Here is a 19,619-nt window from a genome sequence, read left to right as displayed (position 1 = left end):
CCTTGGCGTTACGTTTGCGTCCTCACCGCTATCCGGCCTGACGTGCATGTATCCCCGCTCATCCTCCAAGCGCTCTTTCCGAGCAGCCCGGTTCTCTCTTCTTGCAAAATCTCTAGTAAATCAGCAATTTACAGAGTGAACTGCTGACGATAGACTAATATATGAGGAATAGTTAACCATATCCAGTTAATATCATTCATCACTTGCTCTTTCAGATTCCGCTCCCTACGTAGATTGCTCGAAGGACGTGCTATAGATGTCGAATGCCGGTATTTCCCGCATCAGACCGGAACAACCAATTGAAGCCCATTATAATTTGTTGAGTGAGCTTATGCTCACATTATCTCCACTACCGCCAGACCAGTTTCTGTCACTTGCTGGCGGCATTTCAGCCGCTCTTGCAGAGAACAGCAAGCTTGGTTTTCTGCTGCCCGATTTACGGCCCAATACGATTGCTATTGCCGCAAATGGCGAAATCCAGCTGCTGCAGCCCGAACGCCGCGAACCGCTTAGCGAAGCCGGCTGGCCGTACTGCTCCCCGGAGCGCACTGGGCGGATGAGGCGGCAAGAAGACGAACGCAGCACCCTGTACTCGTTAGGGATTATTTTCTATGAAATGCTGGCGGGAGATCCGCCTTTTGCAGCCGATGATCCGCTGGATTGGATGTATATGCATCTGGCGCAAAATCCGCCTTCCTTGCGAAGTCGTCTTCCTGAGCTGCCAGAGGCGCTAGATCAGCTTGTTCTAAAGCTGCTGGACAAAAATCCGGACAATCGTTTCAGCTCAGCGTTAAGCCTGATGGCTGCTCTTGAAAGCTGTGAGCAAGGGAGTCCCGCCCAGCACGGAGCTCCCGGCTTTTACGGCAGAGAACCCGAAGCCGCTCAGCTTGAGCAGGCTTTCCGTTCCGTCTGTCTCGGCGCAACCGAGGCCGTATATGTATGCGGAGAGGCTGGTATCGGCAAAACCAGACTGATTGAAGAAACGTTCCGCGACGGCAAGCTTGCGGATTCCTACTATTTTATTTCCGGCAAATTCGAGCAGTTTGGAGCAGGCGTTCCTTATGAGCCGATTGTCAAAGCGTTCCGCGGCCTCATTCGCCGGCTGCTTGGCGAATCGGAAGCTTTCGTCGAAGCCTGGCGTGTCAAGTTAACCGAGTCACTGGGCAATGTTGCCGGCGTCATCGCTGCCCTTATACCCGAAGCCCGCCTTCTGTTAGAAACTGAGTCGGGAATCGAGGAGGAATTGCCGGCTGCTGAGGCACGCAAGCGTTTCATCTATGCCTTTCGCCGATTTGCTCAAGTACTTGCGGCCAAGGAGCACCCTATTGTGCTATTCATCGACGATTTGCAGTGGGCGGACACCTCCTCCCTGCAGCTTCTCGATGCATTAATCCGTGATCCGGAATGCCAATACATGCTGCTGGTTGGAGCCTTCCGCCCCGATATTGATGCCTTCCTAACTCTTCCGGGCTTGAACGATAAGGGTACCTCATCGGAGCAACTCACCGTAAGGTATATCCGGCTTACTTCGCTGCCGATGGAAACATTAAACCGGCTGGCAGCAGATACGCTTGGCGAAGATGAGGAACAGACCCAGATGCTGAGCGCTGCAATTACCGCACGCACCGAAGGCAATCCATTTCATTTCAAGCAGTTGTTGCTCCGACTGCGCGACGAGCGGCGCTTGCAGCTTCAGCCTGGAAAAAAACTGTGGCAATGGCAGCTCGATTCTATTCCTGATGATGATGCAGAATTCGACATCGGCGGCCTCCTAGAGTATCGCCTTGGTCTCCTTCCGCAATCTGCCATACTATTCGCTGAGACAGCATCCTGCATCGGCAGCGCATTTATCCCAGAGCTTGCCGCTCAAGTATGCGGGCTCACGAAAGAGGATTGCTTGGCGGCTTGGAGCTCGCTGGAAGGAGAAGGACTAATTACAGCCCTGCCTGATGGAAGTTCCCGCTTCGTACACGACAGCATTCAAAAACTCATATATAGCCGCATCGATGAATCGAAGCGCTCGCAGCTCCATTTAGCGATTGGACTCTCTCTTGCCATTCAAAGCATAGAGGGGGAGGATGGAGGTGATCGGCTGTTTGAGCGGGCGCAACACATGAACCGTGGTGCGGAGCTGCTGCAAAGCGATGAAGAGAGGCTCTCGCTCGCCGATTTGAATGTAAAAGCCGGCAACCGCGCGTTGGCTTCTTCAGCCTACGATGCTGCGCTCGGCTATTTCAGCCGCGGCTGCTCGCTGCTGGAGGAGAGGCACTGGAGCAGCCGCTTCGAACTATGCTTTGAGCTGCATGCCCGCTTAGCAGAATGCGCTTATTTGTGCGGCCAGTCGGAAGAATCACTGCAGCGGATTGAGAGCTTGCTATTACGAGCCCGCACCCCTATCGAACGCAGCCGCATTCGAATGATTCGCATCATGCAGCTGATTAATCAGGGCAAATACGCCGAAGGAACAGCGCTTGGACTGCAAAGTTTAGCTGAATTCGGAATTCGTCTGTCTCCTAGTCCAGGCCCGCTGCGGCTTCTTACGGAGAAATGGAAAACAAACTGGCTGCTGGCTCGCTCGCAAGAGAGGCTGCATCTGCTACCGGAGATAACCGACCCGCAGTTGACCGCAGCTTTAGACCAAATCGCGGCCATTGTGCCATCCAGCTTTTTTACCGATAAAAACATCTTTTTTCTGCTAACAAGCCGGGCATTACGATTATCGCTGCGCGGCGGCCAATCGCCGCTTGCCGCAGTCATCTTCTCCGCTTACGGAATGCTTGCCGAAACCGCCTGGCGTGGTCACGAACAAGCCCGCATGCTTAGCGGGCTAGGGATTCGTCTAGCCGAAAGCGCCGGCATGGCATCGGCTAGCAGTATGGCGCTTACGATGCACGGCGCGGTTATCAGCATCTTTGCCGGAGACGCTCGCGAAGCCGACCTCTACTTGCCGCAAGCTATGCGTCACGGTATGAACGCCGGAAATTATATATTTGCCAGCTACGCGATGGGCGGCCATGTCAATTCTCTGTATACACGAAGCTCTCTTAGCGAGTTAGAACGTATTATTGCCGAGTACATGACAGTGCTGGAGACGACGAAGGACGAGTTTGTACAGCAAAACTTCTATTTATACCTGCAATGGATCGCTGCGCTTCGGGGAAGGACGGAGTCGCTGGTGTCCTTTAACGATGGCCAATTTTCAGAAGAAGCGTTCCTGGCCCGCATCGGGCAAGAAGAAACGGCGGCCACGACGCTTTACCAGTACAGCACGTACAAAGTGCAATTATTCTGCTTGGAAGGTCACTACGAGGAAGCCGAGAAATGGAGCGTCAAGGCAGCACCGCATGAGCCGTATGCCACCCATCTGCCTCATATGCCGGAATGCTGTTTCTATGAAGCTCTTGCTTTGATTGGCTCTTGTACAGCAAAAGGACAGACGCTGCAGCGAAGCAAAGCCGCTCGCATCCAAAAGCTGCTTCGCCGCTTCCGCCGTTTTGCTAACGGCAGTCCAATCAACTTCCGTGCTCGCTGCACGCTGCTGCATGCCGCTTACGCTGAGGTACGAAAACAAACCAAAGACGCTGAACGGCTGTATGATACGGCAATTCGAGAAGCCTTCGAATACGGCGATATTCGCGTCAAAGCGCTTGGCGGCGAGCTGGCCGGACGTTTCTACGAGCGCAGCGGACGGACGGAGTCGGCCCGTTATTATGACCGTATAGCACTGGAGGGCTATACGGAATGGGAGCTGTCTAGAAAAATGATGCAGCTTACCAACAGACTCAGCGGGAAGCGGAACGAGATCCAACCAGAAGCAGAAGGTTTACTCGACATAGAACCAGCGTATCATGAGACAGCAGCAACGGCGGCCAAAGCGCAAGATCGGCCTAGCGCTGATCTTGATGCTGAATTAGCTGCCATTCTGCGTGCAACCCGCGTCATCACCGGGCGCAGCAGTGCTGACTCTATGCTTGCCGAGCTAATGACGATCATTATGACGTATGCCGGTGCGGGCACTGGTGCATTACTAGCAGCAAATGACGGCGATTTGCGTATTCAAGTCTATGCCGAGCCCAATGAGCCTGCCGCTGCAATCGATCGTGAGCTTCAAGGCAGCATGCTGCTGCCAGAAGGTATTGTCCGCTATGTCTATCGCACGCAAGAAACCGCTGCCTATAACGGGGAACCGGACAGTTGGATTACTCGCAACCCTTACGTAGCAATGAATTGCCCGCAGTCCATGCTTTGCTTGCCGGTAAAGATTCACGGCACGCTGCTGGGCGTGCTGTACCTGGAGAACCGCCACGCAACTGGCGTGCTCGATGCGGCACAAACTGGCGTGCTGCTGGCAATGGCCTCTCAGGCTCTCATGATGATCGTGCTGCGTCAGCCCTTAGAAGGGGAGGCTTCTGCAGTAGACAACAAGGCGGAAGAAGTGCTTTCCGAGCAAACCGAGGCGTTAGAAGAGCCGCTAACGGAACGTGAGCTGGAGGTGCTGGCGCTGCTTGCGGCAGGGCTTTCCAATAAAGAAATAGCTGAACGGCTTGTCATTGCGGCCGGCACAGTCAAAGTGCATGTCAAGCATATATTCGCCAAGCTAAAGGTAAATCGGCGCACCAAGGCCATTATGCAGGCTAAAGAGCTGAAGCTGCTCCAGTAGCATCTGGGGCGGAAATTTCGGGTACTATCGCTCGAGTAATCCCGAATCACAGCGCTGTATCCCGGCATTCCCGCTCATACTTCCGCCGCATGAGCTGGCGGTACTCTGTCGGCTGCATATCCATCACATCCCGGAATGCCCGCGTGAAGCTTTTGTAGCTTTCATAACCTACCATCGCTGCAACCTCGACAATTTTATGCTCGGTCTCAGCAAGCAGCCGACGGGCTTTATCCAGGCGCACATCGCGCAAGTATTCGGCAAAGCCTTTGCCGACGTTTTTCTTAAACAGGTTGGAGAAATAAGCATAATTAAGCGATACATGATTGGATACCATTGCGAGATCCAGCGGCTTATGATAGCTCTCATGGATAAAGCGGATTGCTTCGTTCAAGTCCTGTGTGTTGCGATAGCTGCAATTATAGTCATAATAGAACTGGTTGAGCCGGAGCAGCTGCTGCTGCAGCGCTTGAATATAATCGCGAATGCTCGGATAGTCGAACAGATTACGCAAGCATTCCATATCGAGCGCCTCTTCCCCCATATAAGGGCGGATCACGCGCTCGTACTCCTCCAGTAACTGCACGGTAGCCCCGATAAGCTGCTGCGTATAACGGATATGATAGCGTTGCAGCACATCCTTGTGGAAGATCATAGAGAGGCCTTGCGCAATTTTGCCGCTATTTTTGGTGCCGATTAGCTGGAACAGAGCATAAAGGTCTTCATAGGGAAGCTGCCCTTGCTGCGACAGCCGCTCTATATGCGCAGGCAGGATATAGCGCTTGTCTGGGAACAGGTAGCTGTGACGGTATAGCTCCATCACTTGCGTATAGCTGCCCGGAAGTTCCTTTAAGCCTTGTTGCGGATCGGTCATACCTATGACCGCATCTAGCTGCTCCGCCTGCAGTGCGGCCGGTAAAGCACCCGCATCTACCGAAGCGTTAACCGCGAGAATCAGCTGCGGGCCATGCTGCAGGGCCAAGTAACCCTTGCTGCCATATACGCGGTAGGCAATAGATTCCAGACTATGGCTGCTGCTAGCCCCGGGCTGGTTAATCCATAGCTGTTCCCGCAGCAGGCATAAACGGTAACTGCGCCACAGCTCCGGATTATGCTGCTCGGTCTGTTCGACCCACGCCGTATCGTTCACCGCTCCCTGCATAAACATACACAGCTCTTTGCGGTCCGTCTCCTGGGCCCGACGGGCTATATGCTTCATATTGAGCGAAAGCTCCTGGCGTGTTAGGATTTCCTGCCATACATGCTCTACTGAGGCTTGCAGATCCTCCCGCTTCACAGGTTTGAGCAAGTATCCCTTTGCCCCCAGCCCAATAGCCTTTTGAGCATAGGCAAAATCGCTATAACCGCTAATAATCAGATACTCTACTTTGATGCGTTCCTCTTTGGTGTGCGCCATAAGTGCCAGTCCATCCATTTCAGGCATCCGAATATCGGTAATAACCAGTTGAATGTCGTGCTGCCGCAATAGCTGCAACGCCTCCATTCCGTTGGCGGCACCGTAAATGGTTCCAGGCTGCATAGGGAACTGGCTTACCATAGCCTGCAGGCCGTCGCGTATATGCTTTTGATCATCCACAATCAGAATGTTGATCATGCCCTACCACCCTCCAAGATTCACATTTTCCCAAGGCAAGCGTATCGTTACACAAGTATAGGCGCCCTTCTCGCTTTCAATCCAAAGACCGCAGCCTTTGCCATAATGAAGCTGCAGACGTTTATGCACGTTCTCCAAGCCCAGTCCGTTTTTGCTGGCAACGACCGGCGAATCCGGATCACCTCGCAGCGCCGCCTGTAGACTCGTCAGCATACGCGAATCAACACCCGCGCCGTCATCTCTTATTTCGATAAGCAGCAGACTTTCATCCTCCACCCGTACGGTGATTTGGATGCGTATACTGCCGCCCAAAGGCACCGCATGATGAACGGCATTCTCCACGATAGGCTGCATGCACATTTTCGGAATGGCATAACGCAGCACCTCCTGCGGCAGATCCGCCGTCAATTCAATATTGCCGCCTTCCATGAAGTTCATAAATCGAATATAGCTTTGTATGTTCGCGAGCTCCTCACTGAGGGTGACGGTATCGCTGTGCCACTTCATGCTGTAACGCAGCAGCGAACCCAATGACACAACTGCATCGGCGATAGCCGGCTGCCGCTGAACCTCCGACAGCATACGGATGGACTCCAGCGCGTTGTACAAAAAATGCGAATTAATCTGCGAATGCAGCGAATGCAACTGCGCGTTTTTAGCAATCAACTGCTTATCTACCACCTGCGTCATCAATTGCTGGACCTCATCCAGCATCTTGTTGTAATTGACAGCTACCTCATCGATTTCATCACCGATTTCGTTCTCATCCAGGCCGATATCAATCTTCGCATCCAGTTGGCCTTTCCGCACCTTCCGCATCGAAGCCAGTACGCTATCCAATCGGCGGAAAATGCGACGGGTGGTCTGCGATACGATCAGCAGAATCAGCAGCAGCACAACTAATGTAATCGCTACCACAAATCCATACCAGCTGCGCGGGCCCTTCATCAGCGCCTGATGGGAGGCGATATCCACCACATAGGCATTCAGCGGTGCAATGTAGCGGTATAGCGCATAGTAAGTATGGTCGCCCACCTTAACCTTAATCGAACTGTTCTGCTGCAAAGCATCCAACTGCAAGTGAATACGGGCAAAAACTTCGTCCAGCTCCTCCCCCGCATTTTGAGCAAACACATGCTTAGGATTGTATACCGATTGAGAGGGATTCGTTCCGTCCATTACAACCGAAAAGAAATCTCCCACGGTCTCCTCCAGCAGGTCTTTGAAAAAAACGCTGTGCTTGGCGCGAATTTCCATAATGCTAGGGCGTTTCTGCTGCTGGCCCTGAAGCCGTACCAGCCTGTAATAGGACAACGTGTGCTCCCCATCCTTAAAAGCGAACAGCCGGTAAGCCGCGCCGCCTTCATCCCGAAGCTCTTCCCAGTAATCCTGCGGTGTAAATTTATCATAGTGGTAGATTTCAGGCCAGATTTCATACAGATTAGGGTTATCGACATAAAAGCTGAGCTGGTTTATCATCTCGTGGCTTTGAATAATATTGCTCATTTGTTCATATTGGTTTTGCCTAAACTTCACTAAACGCAGGCCGTCGCTGCGCATATTGGAATGAATAAAATCGACAAAGGCCTTTTGCGTCAGTGCCGTCGAGGAAGCGTTTTCAATCATCTCTAACCGGCTGCGCAGCTGCTCGTTGAGCCGCGAAACATGACTGCTCCCGTTCGCCATGGCATCCTTGTATAACTGGCTTTCCTGCGTGCGGATAAATAAAAAGGATACCACAATGGCCGGAACCGCAATTGTTATGCTAAAGGCGATAAACAGCTTTTGAGAGATGCGGGAGTTGCGGTAAATCTTCCTCATTTTGGCCAATAGATACTTCATTTAAAAGACCTCCCAACCTCTGTAATATACCATATATTACATCCCAGCTGGCAGGCAAAGAGGTGCGGTTGCTAAATGGCTGGAACAAGGGGAATACCGGCCACCCTATCGGTGACCGGCAGCTATGCGCTTATTTATTCCGCCATTTTAGCCTTGCGAACGTCAAGCTCAGCCTGACGGTATTCCATCACCTTGTCAAAGCCGTAACTCGCGCGGCGGGCAAGGAAGCTTTCAAAGATTTTATCGAAGGCAGCCTCATCCTTGGCGGTAATCAGCTCCGGCATCACTTCTTCCCAGTTTTGAGAAATACGCGACCAGGCTACTGCTACGTCGGAGTCGCCGAGCGGATCTAGACCCTTATAGATGCCGCTGTCAATATCCGCCTGCTTGTTCGCAAATTCCTCCATCTGTTTAATGACAGGAGCTTTCTCCGGTCTCCACTGATTGATAATGACAGGATTGCGCATCATCCAATAGGTATCCATGATCCCGTATTGCTTCTCTAGCTTTTCAATATCGGTGGTGATCAGCTCTACCATATCAGCCTTCAACTGAGGCTTGTCATTCACCAGCTCCCACGTCTCGCCTTCCTTGCCGAGGAACAAGTCTCTTTGCCCTTCTTCGCTGGTGAGATAGGTCAAGAAACGGATTGCACGTTCCGGATTTTTGTTGGATTTGCTAATCATCGTAACCATCCAGCCGTCCATATTGCCTGGGAACAGCTTCGCGTTGTCACCCTTGCTGTTCTGCGGTCCGTCCACTGCAATGTAGTAGGAATCCGGGTTAGCGCTAGCGGCCAGCATCGGGTTAACTGCAGTCATGCCGTTCCATTCGCGAACCATCATGAAATAACGGGCATTATTCGTCTTTTCCTCGACCTGTGTATCGGAATCGACCAGGAAATCTACATTAAGCAGCCCGCGCTCGTAAGCGGTGCGGAAGGTTTTCAGCCATGTGATATAATCCGGGTCATTGATACGGTCATATACTTTGCCTTCCTGTTCATGCGGAACAGCCAGCAGGTTTTGCAGGTATTCGGTCATCCCGTAAGGCACATTCCCCTGTGCAAAGAAAGGACTAATCGACTGGCCCTTGTACTTCGGATACTTATCCTTGAGCAATTGCAGAGCGTTCAGGAAGCCTTCCGGAGTGCTTAAATCCGGACTGCCCATTTCCTCGTACAGATCTTTTCGCACCAGAAAGGTTTGGTTGGCGGCCGTCATGCCGGTTTCATGCATCAGATTTGGACTGTAAGAATCATTCGGCACACCGTAGGTATTGCCATTTTCCTGACGATACCACTTCAGTGTACCGTCGCCCGCTACCTTGAAGAAGTACGGATCATATTGTTCGGCCAGTTCATTCAAGGCATAGACATGATCGCCTTCCCACAGCTTTTTGACAGCGTTTTCCCACGAGCCCATCGTAATTAAGTCCGGCAGCTTGCCGGAGGTCATCATTAGCGTAATATGCTCATTTGCTTCACCGGAAGGTACCTCAAGCTTGACATTAACACCTGTTTTTTCCGTTACATACTTGGAAGTCAGACTTTCTCCCCAAGCGTGGGCATACCAGGATGCGCCTACAAACCAAGACAACTCTACAGGGCTGGTATCCAGCTTCCATGCGGGTTCATCAGGATTCGGCGTGGATTCGCCTGCTGGTTGCGGCGTACTGTCCGCAGGCGTTGCAGTAGGCGTATTTTCCTTTGTCTCCGACTTGGTACACGCGGCCATGCTCACCATCAGAATTACGGCTAGAATTATTGCGATGCCTTGCTTCATGCGGAAGTGCTTCATAACATCATCATCCTTTCATTCGCTACTGCTTTATTTTGTATTGGATATTGGACCCCCTTGCCTAGCTAAACCGTTAGCCAAGCCCGGGACGCTTACCCTTTAATTGCGCCGATCATGACGCCTTTGACCAAATAGCGCTGAATAAAGGGATAGAACACTAGAATTGGAAGCGTTGCCACCATCATCGATGCAAACTTAATGGAATTGCCAGGCAGTCTTGCGCCGAATTGAGCCATCGCTTGCTGCTGCATGAAAGACATGGAGTTCTCGGCAATAATTTTATACAGCATCGTTTGCATCGGCAGTATATCCTGCGATCGGATGTATAGCACACCTTGATAGTAATCGTTCCAATGGTACACGGCTGAAAAAAGTGATATGGTCGCGATGACCGCCATGCTGTTGGGCAATACGATTCTGAACAGGACCCCATAATCCGAAGCTCCGTCTACCTTCGCGGATTCCTCCAGGCTGTCAGGGATGGTGCGGAAGAAGCTCATAAAAATGACCATATTGAAAAACGTGTACATCGCCGGAATGATGAATACTAAGAAATTATCGTACAAACCCAGCTTCGTCATTAGAATAAATGTAGGAATCAGTCCGCCTGAGAACAGCATCGTAATCAATGCGATTTTAAGATAAATCTTGCGTCCGATCAGATTAGTCTTACTTAAACCGTAAGCCACTATTGCGGTAAACAACACATGCACGGCGGTCCCGATCACGGTGCGCATAGTGGTAATGTAAAAACCGTTCATCAGCGTTTTATCGTTAAACACAACACTGTAGCTCGCTAGAGAAAACGCTTTGGGAAACCAGTTGACCGTACCCAGCAGCGCCTGCTGCGGCGCATTAAACGAGTTAATGAATACAAACCACATCGGGTACAGTGTAATAAAACAAACGGCCAGCATTAGCAGGGCGTTGCAAACCTCAAATACTCCAATACGGCGAAACCTTCTCCGTTTTGCCATGCAGTTGTGCTCCCCCTTTAAAAAATGCTGTCGCCTGTTAATTTTTTGGACGTATAATTCGCCAGAAACAATAACCCTAGTGCCACAATAGAGCGGACAAACAGGACTGCCGTCGAGAAGGAATGACGCCCGGATACCAAGCCCATGTTATAAATGTACAAATCCAGACTTTCTGCCATCCTCAGGTTCATGTTGTTCTTCAGCATAAAGATCTGCTCAAAGTTGCTGCCGAGTATCCCGCTGACCGCAAGGATAAACAGTATGGCGATGGTAGGACGTATGCTCTGAATGGTAATATGCCACATCCGCTGCCAGCGGTTGGCGCCATCCAGCTCCGCCGCTTCGTACAGCCCCGGATCAATGCCGGCTATCGCAGCAATGTAGATAATGGCACTCCAGCCGGTTTCCTTGAGCGTATCGGAGAAATAGGTAATCCACCAGAAGTACTTCGGATCGCTATTAAACAAAATTTCACGATCCTGGAGCCCCAATGCCATCATCAACTGGTTGATAACACCGCCCTCGCCCAGCCAGTTGAGCATGATGCCGCCAAAAATCGTCCAAGCAATAAAGTGCGGCAGATACGAGATCGTCTGTACCGTACGCTTAAATCGAATATTCCGGATCTCATTGAGCATTAAGGCGAAAAAAATCGGAATGGGGAAGCCCAGTATCAGCTTGATGCTGCTCATCCCGAGCGTATTGCGAATGGAGCGCCAGAAACGGTCATCCGTCATAAAATCTTCGAAATGCTTGAGCCCCACAAAAGGCGATTGCAGCATCGGCTTGGCAATGCTGTAGTCCATGAAGGCGATAATCAGCCAGAACATCGGAATATAGCAAAAGATCAACATCCAGACAATCCCCGGAATAACCATGCTTTGCAATTGCCATTGTCTAGTAAACGACTTTATGTGTCCTGTTTTATGTTGGAACATCTCCTCTGCCCCTTTCCTTATCATCGTATAAAAACGGGCATGCGAAAAAAAGGCCATCATTTTTGACCCTATCCCATTTTTTTAGATTCGTTTGACGGAGGGCTAAAAGCAAGTATGCTGAGAGTAAATGAAAGGGGTGTGCGAGGAATGAACAAGCTTATATGGCAGCAAAATTTCATGGAGAGCCGTGCTGATCTGAACGCATGGAATATTCGTCATGGCAATGACTTGCTGGATAACGATGGACAGCCCATATGTCCGGGCTGGGGGAACGGCGAGCAGCAGTTTTATACGGGTCATGCCAGCAACCTGTTCATCGATGAATCCGGCTTGAACCTATGCGCGCGGCGCGAAACGGTCGAAGCGGACGGACGGAGCTTTGCCTATACCTCGGCCCGGCTGGACACTAAGGACCATTTTTCCTTTTGCTATGGAAAAATTGTGATACGCGCAAAGCTGCCGGTTGGCCAAGGACTATGGCCCGCTATCTGGCTGCTGCCGCAGCAGCAGGTCTACGGTTCCTGGCCCGCTTCCGGCGAGATCGATATTATGGAAGCCAAAGGCCGCCTGCCTCAGCAGGTTTCCGGAACGCTGCATTACGGGAAGGATATGGAGAGTAAAAGCACCGACGAGTTCTCCTATAAGTTCGAGAACAGCACGATCAGCGAGTTTCACGATTATGCGCTGGAATGGGATGCCGGCTCCATCCGATGGCTGGTAGACGGACATTGCTTTGCCGAGAGAAGCCTAGAACCGGGCATTATGCCGTTTGACGAGCCTTTTTATTTGGTGCTCAACCTTGCGGTGGGAGGCTGGTATGACCAGGTTGCAGTGGATGAGGCTGCGCTGCCGGGGGTTATGACGGTTTCCGGCATTTGGCTGTATCAATAGCCTTGGATTCAAGCTGGGGATATAATATTGCAGAGGCATTCTCCCGTTATCAAAGCCCCGTCCGCCGATTGAACGGACAGGGCTTTATCCGTTTATCAAGTATCACTTAGGAGTTGCACCCACCCTGTTGGAGTAATGTTTTTCACGATATAATCTTTACCGTTATACTTCACTTTCTGATTTCGCTTTACCTGAACTCCAGCGTTCAGCTTTAACGACACATCGACATTCCAGCTTGGATTCGGCGTTCGGGTACTAGAGACGTCAGCAGGCTGAATCGTGACTGCCTTTGGAGCTAGTTTCCGGCGCTTAAAGGACTGGAAGGGCTCAACCAAGTCATCCTTCAGCATCTCGCTATAGCCGCGTTTCTTGCCTCGCCCCGGTCGAATCGCTTCATCGAACAGCTCTACGGTACGAGAGAGGCCGTCTACATAATTTTCATGACTGATGTTCATGGAGGACTGCGTCGGATGCGGATTATTACTGCCCATCCCAATATTTTGCTCCATTAATTGACCGCTAACCTTGCTGTCCGTATGACTGGAAGCCCCCGGGTGCAGCGCCTCAAGCTGCCCTTTGCCTTTATACAGCACCCTCTCAAACGAATTGCCGTTTTTCATGGCCTCAATTGCAGCTGTATATAAGGAAAGAGCATAGTCGGTACGATACCCCTCGGTGACCGTGAGTACTGCGAATAACTCGTTCATCTTGCCCTGCACCCGATCCGTATATTTGCCGTCGGGATAATCGATGCCCTTATGAAACTTCTGATAAATATCGGTTGCAACATCCTTTGCGCTGTGCCCTTCCAGCTCGCTCACCACATGCAGATAACTGCCTTGTTTTCCCCTCGCACTTCGGTCCCCCTTCACCCTGTCCTGCATATAGCCTTCTTTCTGCGTATTATCGGATTGGAGCAATGCTTTTTGGCTGGTCGTCTGCAATTTGAACTGCGAGCCGCTGCCGGTCATGCGGAATACCGTGCCGTTTACTTTGATACCAAATTTGCCGTTTGGATCCTTCTTCAGCACATGCTTCTTTACTTTCATAGTGTCTCGAATATTGTTAACCCGGTATACTTTAATCGGAGTTGACTGGGTCTGGGCGTCCAGCTCGGTATCGGATTCTTCCGCACTGGATAGGTCATCCAATCCAAGGTCGTCCAGTATGTCTCTTGTTGGCTGAAGCTTTGTCTCCAATTCATCTTCTCCGTCATCATAATAGTCATATTGGTCATCGGACTTCGTAAGGGTCCAACTTGAATTTGAGGGCTTTTTGCCCTTCTTCACCTGATGGATTTGCCGTTGAATAACTTCACCAACGGGTTTCGGCGCACTTTGAAGCATTTGGAGTGCTGCGCGATTGCCAACGGCCGACTGAAGCTGCATGATCGTCAATGAAGAATTCGGCTGAGCGGCAGGGCGCTGAGCTTCCTTTGCCTCATTGCCCCTTGAAGCGATTTCCTTAGGACGGTGCGTTCCCGAGCTCCTTAACATTCAGTCACCTCCTTGTACAATTTGTCTATATTATACCAAATGCTAACAACCTTTCTCTCATTTCTATTTGCCATCCTCTCACGCCTCCCCATTCCCATCACTTCCTTCTGAGCAAAATTCTGTAATAGAAACTCTTTATTTGGCAATTGCAACTTTCTATTAGACCCTCTATGGAAAAAATGTTAAGTTTATCCCAATTACACACTTATCCTATTGGATTAATAAACATTTGGAGGGTTAGATCATGAAAAGAAATGTCCACCGCACTCTGCTAGGGGTCATCGTTTCGCTGGCCTTGCTGTTATCCGCTTGCAGCGCCAATAAACCGGCTCCAGCTCCTTCGCAAGCACCTGCGCAAGAAGGCGCATCGAAGACGGAGGCCACTTCGACTCCCCAAGGAGAGAAAATTGTACATATTGGGATTGTGAATGCACCCATTACCTTAAATCAAATTAATGACCAAGGCGATTCTGCTTCCGACAATGTCCTGGCACTGTTGAATGATTCGCTGCTGGATTTAAATGAAAAGTTTGAATTCATACCGAAGCTTGCCCAATCCGTGGAGACAGCCGACAACCAAACCTTTGTCGTTAAGCTGGACCCGGCCGCCAAATGGAATGATAATACACCGTTCACGACGGCTGATGTTGCTTTTACGCTCAAATTGGCGCTTCACCCGAAGGTGGAGACGAATTTCCGGCTGAACTTCATCGAGGGGCTGAACGACACCGGCAAGCTGGAGGAAGGCGTTACTGAAATTAGCGGCCTGCATATTGTTGATGATCATACGTTTGAGGTCAAAACAAAGACGAAGATCGACCCGCTGATCTTCAAAGAGCGTTTCGGGACGAAGGTCTTTTTCCTGCCGCAGCATATTTTGAAGGATGTGAATCCGGAGCAGCTTGCGACGCATCCGTATTTCCAGAAGCCCGAAGTTACAATCGGCGCCTTCAAATTCGGAAGCTTTGTTAAAGGACAATACGCCGAGGTTGTCAAAAATCCGAGCTACTATCGCGCGATCGCCAAGCTGGATAAAATCTTCATTAAGGTACTTCCCGCTGCAAATCTCGTTGCCCAACTGCAAACCGGCGAAATTCATATGAACTCTATTCCTGTAGGTCTCATTCCCATTACGGACTATGAGAAGGTTACAGGCTTCTCCAATGTCGAGCTGACGTCCGGCAATTCGTCGGTTCCGCCAGAGTTGTTCTTCAATGCCGAGAAGATTAGTGATCCGAAGGTCCGCCAAGCATTCGCTTACGCGCTGAACCGCAGCCTGATCGTGGATCAACTGCTGAAAGGCCAAGGTGAGATCATTGACGGCGGCATTCCAAGCTACCACCCGTATTACAACAAAGAGATAACGAACTATTCCTACGATCCGGAAAAAGCAAAGCAGCTGCTGAAGGAAGCCAATTGGGATTCCAGCAAACCGGTCAGCTTCCTCATTCCGGTTGGCAACAAAATCCGCGAGCAAGCGGCAGATATATTAGTGCAGAACTTGACGGATGTCGGGATTAAGGTCGATGTGCAGAAATTTGATTTTGCAACGCTGATCCAAAAGGTTCTGAAAGGCGATTATGATGTGACGATATTTACGCGTGATTTCTATATTGAGCCTAGCTCCTATTTCACATTGTTTAAAGGCGATAATCCGGGCAACTTCCTGAAGTATAAAAATCCAGAGGTGGACACTCTGATTGCGCAAGGCGAAGCGGAGTCCGATCCGGCAAAACGCCATGATATCTATAACCGTCTGCAGGCGATTCTGCATGAAGACGTCCCTTCTCTCGCCGTCTATTCCGAGAAAAGGCTGCTGGCCGTTTCGAGCAAAGTATCAGTCGGCAAGCCGCTGGACATCGGCATGTTCAACAATGTCAACGAATGGGACTTGAATCCTTAAGCGAGTATTACAGTCAGGAGGGGAACGCATATGGGGAAAAATCATCTTGCAGCATGGCTGGATGAGCATAAAGAGTCATTCGAGGAGCTTGCCCGGCAAATCTGGGAGCGCCCTGAGATTGCCTATACCGAGTCTTTTGCTTCTAATTTACAGATTCAAACACTGCGAGACGCCGGATTCACAATTGAATCCGGGGTTGGCGGCGTGCCTACAGCCTTTGTCGCCGAGTATGGCTCAGGTAAACCTGTCATTGGCCTATTAGGTGAATACGATGCGCTTCCGGGATTGTCACAAAAGGTGAGCGCTGTAAAGGAAGCCGTAACCCCAAACGGCCCGGGACATGGCTGTGGACATAATCTGCTTGGAACGGCCGGTGTAGCAGCAGCTATTGCGCTCAAGCACGGTATCGATTCAGAAGGACTGGCCGGTACAATTCGCTATTACGGCTGCCCGGCTGAAGAGGTGCTGTCCGGCAAAACCTTTATGGCTCGTGCGGGTGTATTCGATGGATTAGATGCGGCGTTAACCTGGCATCCTGGCACTTCGAATGCAACCTGGAGTACGCCGACCTCAGCGCTAACTTCTATCCAATTCAATTTCGAGGGCAAAGCCGCCCATGCGGGAGCCGCTCCGCACCTAGGCAGAAGCGCGCTGGATGCGGTAGAGCTGATGAATGTCGGCGCCAACTACCTGCGCGAGCATGTACCTGACGGTTCGCGTATCCATTACACCATTACGAACGGCGGCGAGGCACCCAATATCGTGCCGGCCGAAGCTGGCGTCTGGTACTACTTGCGCGGCGCGAACAGAGCGCAGGTAGATGAGCTGTTGGAGCGGCTGCTGAAGATTGCCCAGGGAGCCGCGCTCATGACCGAAACCGCCGTAACTTGGGAGATCAAGGCTGGAGCCTATGGCCTCAATGTCAATCATGCGCTGAATCAGCTCTTATCCGATCAGCATGAACAAGCGGGGCCTCTCGTATTTACGGAGGAAGACCAGCGTCTAGCCGCTTCCCTGGCTGCCACATTGGAGCCTGCTGTTCGTCAATTGTCGGAAAGATTCCGTCAGGAGCAGGGATTGGAGGGCACCGACCTGCTGCCGACTGCATTTATCAACCCTAGGCCGGTCGCGGGCCGGACAGGCGGCGGTTCGACAGATGTAGGCGATGTATCGTGGATCACCCCAGTGGGACAAATCACGACGACCTGCGCGCCTTTCGGTGTCCAAGTGCATACTTGGCAGGCGACAGCATCTTTCGGTTCTGCCATTGGGCTTAAAGGGATGCAGCATGCGGCTAAGCTGCTGGCGTTGGCTGCTTATGAGCTGCTGACAGATGGCGGAGAGCAGCTTCGTCTGGCCCGTCATGAATTCACCCGCTCTACAGAGGGCAAGCCTTACGTACCAGCGATCCCGCCGGAGGTGCAAGCCCCGGTTCCGGTATAATTGCCTGCTTGCTGTTCACTTCGAATTCGCGTTATTGCGCTTGAGAAAGGCGGTATAGAGATTGGCAAATTTGTTAGAGGTAGACCGGCTGCAAACGGTGTTCTGGAACGGACGGGAGGAGCTGATCTCGGTTGATGAGGTCAGCTTCACGCTAAAAGCGGGGGAAACCGTAGGCATTGTTGGCGAATCGGGCTGCGGCAAAAGCGTGACCTCGTTGTCGATTCTAAGATTGCTTGGACAGCATGGCAGGATCAAGCGGGGAGAGATCCGCTTTGATGGCGATAACCTTGCTGCATGGCCGGAAGATAAGCTTCGTCGTCTGCGGGGCAGAGACATCTCCATGATTTTTCAGGAGCCGATGACCTCTCTTAATCCTGTCTTCACAATCGGCAACCAGCTTTCAGAGATGATTCGCCAGCATACTGGGCTATCCCGCAAAGAGACTCGGGCTCGTGCGATAGACATGCTGCGCAAAGTCGGGCTGCCGCATGCAGAGACGCTGATGAAGGCTTACCCTCATAACTTGTCCGGCGGCATGCGCCAGCGCGTTATGATTGCCATGGCACTAGCCTGCAAGCCCAAGCTGCTCATTGCCGACGAACCAACGACGGCGCTGGATGTCACCATTCAGGCTCAAATTTTGGAGCTAATGAAGGAGCTGCGGCAAGAAAGCGGCGCGGCGATTATGCTCATTACGCATGATCTGGGAGTTGTAGCGGAGATGGCGGATAAAGTAGTCGTGATGTACGCCGGACAAATTGTCGAAGAGGCGGATGTGTTCTCGCTGTTTCGTGAACCCGGCCACCCTTACACGCAAGGCTTGCTCCAGGCGATTCCCCGCGTCACGGGTGATCACGGCCGTCTTACGGCTATCCCGGGTGCAGTGCCGTCTATTCAACGAATGCCTGCAGGCTGCCGTTTCCATAACCGCTGCAATTGGGCCAGCGAGCGCTGCCGCACGGAAGCTCCGCCACTAATTGAGGCGGGTCCGGAGCATCGGGTAAGATGCTGGCTTACAGCGGAATTTGCAACAGCTCACAAACTTAAGGAGGCGGGTGCATGAGCCTATCTTCTGCAGGATCGCCGCCTAACCTTCCGCTGCTGCAAATCGATGGCTTGAAGACGTACTATCCGATCAAGAAGGGAATCTTTTCCCGAACAGCGGGCTACGTCAAAGCGGTGGACGATGTCAGTCTTCGTATTTACGAAGGGGAAACCCTCGGCCTCGTAGGCGAATCAGGCTGCGGCAAATCGACGATTGGACGATCCATTGTCCGGCTGGAGGAGCCGTTAGAGGGCCGAATTTTATTCCAAAACAAAGATATTGCCCATCAAACGCAAAACGAACTGAGACCGGTTCGAACGCAGCTTCAGATGATATTCCAAGATCCCTACTCCTCGCTTAATCCGCGCAAGCGGATCGGGGACATCTTGGCGGAGCCCTTTCTAGCGCACCGTCTGGCGCCGCCCAGTGAAGTTCCGCGCAAAGTAGACTTGCTGCTGGAGAGAGTTGGGCTTCCTCGTGCTTATAAGCTCCGATATCCCCATGAATTTTCCGGAGGACAGCGGCAGCGGATCGGAATTGCCCGTGCCCTTGCCTTCGAGCCCAAGCTAATCGTCTGTGATGAGCCTGTGTCCGCACTTGATGTATCGATACAGGCTCAAATTCTAAACCTGCTTGCCGACCTGCAGAAAGAGTTGAATCTTACTTATTTGTTTATTGCCCATGGCATTGGGGCAGTGAGATATGTCAGCCAGCGTATTGCGGTTATGTATCTGGGGAAAATCGTCGAAATCGGGTATAAAGATGAGCTGTTCGAGCGGCCGAAGCATCCCTATACACGTATTCTGCTTCATGCTTACCCCGCTCCTGACCCGACGCTGCGCGATGCCAAGCGGATTCGCATTCAGGGCGATGTGCCAAGTCCGGCCAACCCGCCTTCGGGCTGCCGATTTCACACACGCTGCCCGTTCGCAGCAGAGAAGTGCCGCCAGGAAGAGCCTCCGCTAACCGGACAAGTGCACGCCGTTGCCTGCCATTTTCCGCTGAATCCATAG

At 51.6% G+C, this 19,619-nt stretch carries 12 protein-coding genes; 6 read left to right on the top strand and 6 right to left on the bottom strand.

Features of this window, described 5'->3' with window-relative positions:
* The first annotated feature begins 256 nt into the window (after positions 1–256).
* A complete protein-coding gene (locus IEX98_RS15015; RefSeq protein WP_188890024.1) occupies positions 257–4,660 on the top strand; it encodes a helix-turn-helix transcriptional regulator in 4,404 nt (1,467 codons plus the stop codon).
* Positions 4,661–4,706: 46 nt separating this feature from the next.
* On the opposite strand, the gene IEX98_RS15010 is transcribed toward IEX98_RS15015, so the two are convergent.
* From IEX98_RS15010 to IEX98_RS14990, 5 genes are all read right to left on the bottom strand, one after another.
* Entirely contained in the window at positions 4,707–6,272 is a 1,566-nt protein-coding gene (locus IEX98_RS15010) for a response regulator transcription factor (RefSeq protein WP_188890023.1), read from the bottom strand.
* Positions 6,273–6,275: 3 nt separating this feature from the next.
* Positions 6,276–8,114 carry a sensor histidine kinase gene (locus IEX98_RS15005; protein WP_188890022.1) on the bottom strand — a complete coding sequence of 613 codons (1,839 nt, stop codon included), beginning with the start codon at positions 8,112–8,114 and terminating at the stop codon, positions 6,276–6,278.
* A gap of 134 nt (positions 8,115–8,248) precedes the next feature.
* Positions 8,249–9,913 (bottom strand): extracellular solute-binding protein, encoded by a 1,665-nt coding sequence (locus IEX98_RS15000; RefSeq protein WP_188890021.1) that lies wholly within the window; start codon positions 9,911–9,913, stop codon positions 8,249–8,251.
* Between the two features lie 92 nt (positions 9,914–10,005).
* Positions 10,006–10,890, bottom strand: coding sequence for a carbohydrate ABC transporter permease (locus tag IEX98_RS14995; RefSeq protein WP_188890020.1), 885 nt, complete (start codon positions 10,888–10,890; stop codon positions 10,006–10,008).
* Between the two features lie 17 nt (positions 10,891–10,907).
* Positions 10,908–11,828 (bottom strand): ABC transporter permease, encoded by a 921-nt coding sequence (locus tag IEX98_RS14990; protein WP_188890019.1) that lies wholly within the window; start codon positions 11,826–11,828, stop codon positions 10,908–10,910.
* Positions 11,829–11,975: 147 nt separating this feature from the next.
* Here IEX98_RS14990 and IEX98_RS14985 point away from each other — a divergent pair, with 147 nt between their 5' ends.
* On the top strand, positions 11,976–12,719 hold the full coding sequence (locus IEX98_RS14985; protein ID WP_188890018.1) for a glycoside hydrolase family 16 protein: 744 nt from the start codon (positions 11,976–11,978) through the stop codon (positions 12,717–12,719).
* 95 nt (positions 12,720–12,814) lie between these two features.
* Here IEX98_RS14985 and IEX98_RS14980 read toward each other — a convergent pair whose 3' ends face one another.
* Positions 12,815–14,215, bottom strand: coding sequence for a hypothetical protein (locus IEX98_RS14980; protein ID WP_188890017.1), 1,401 nt, complete (start codon positions 14,213–14,215; stop codon positions 12,815–12,817).
* Positions 14,216–14,459: 244 nt separating this feature from the next.
* Here IEX98_RS14980 and IEX98_RS14975 point away from each other — a divergent pair, with 244 nt between their 5' ends.
* The 4 genes from IEX98_RS14975 to IEX98_RS14960 all read left to right on the top strand — a co-directional run bounded on the left by IEX98_RS14975 (position 14,460) and on the right by IEX98_RS14960 (position 19,619).
* Entirely contained in the window at positions 14,460–16,118 is a 1,659-nt protein-coding gene (locus tag IEX98_RS14975) for an ABC transporter substrate-binding protein (protein WP_188890016.1), read from the top strand.
* Positions 16,119–16,148: 30 nt separating this feature from the next.
* Positions 16,149–17,561, top strand: a complete 1,413-nt coding sequence (locus IEX98_RS14970) for an amidohydrolase (RefSeq protein ID WP_188890015.1) — start codon at positions 16,149–16,151, stop codon at positions 17,559–17,561.
* A gap of 61 nt (positions 17,562–17,622) precedes the next feature.
* The gene (locus IEX98_RS14965; protein ID WP_188890014.1) at positions 17,623–18,624 is read left to right on the top strand and encodes an ABC transporter ATP-binding protein; all 1,002 of its coding nucleotides are present in this window, start codon (positions 17,623–17,625) and stop codon (positions 18,622–18,624) included.
* Positions 18,621–19,619, top strand: a complete 999-nt coding sequence (locus IEX98_RS14960) for an ABC transporter ATP-binding protein (protein WP_188890013.1) — start codon at positions 18,621–18,623, stop codon at positions 19,617–19,619. The genes IEX98_RS14965 and IEX98_RS14960 overlap by 4 nt, the downstream gene beginning before the upstream one ends.

It is taken from the genome of Paenibacillus radicis (ex Gao et al. 2016), from assembly GCF_014641555.1.
GTDB classification, from domain to species: Bacteria; Bacillota; Bacilli; order Paenibacillales; family Paenibacillaceae; genus Pristimantibacillus; species Pristimantibacillus radicis.
The sequence above is the reverse complement of the archived record's forward strand: the minus strand, read 5'-3'. Positions and strand labels throughout refer to the sequence as shown.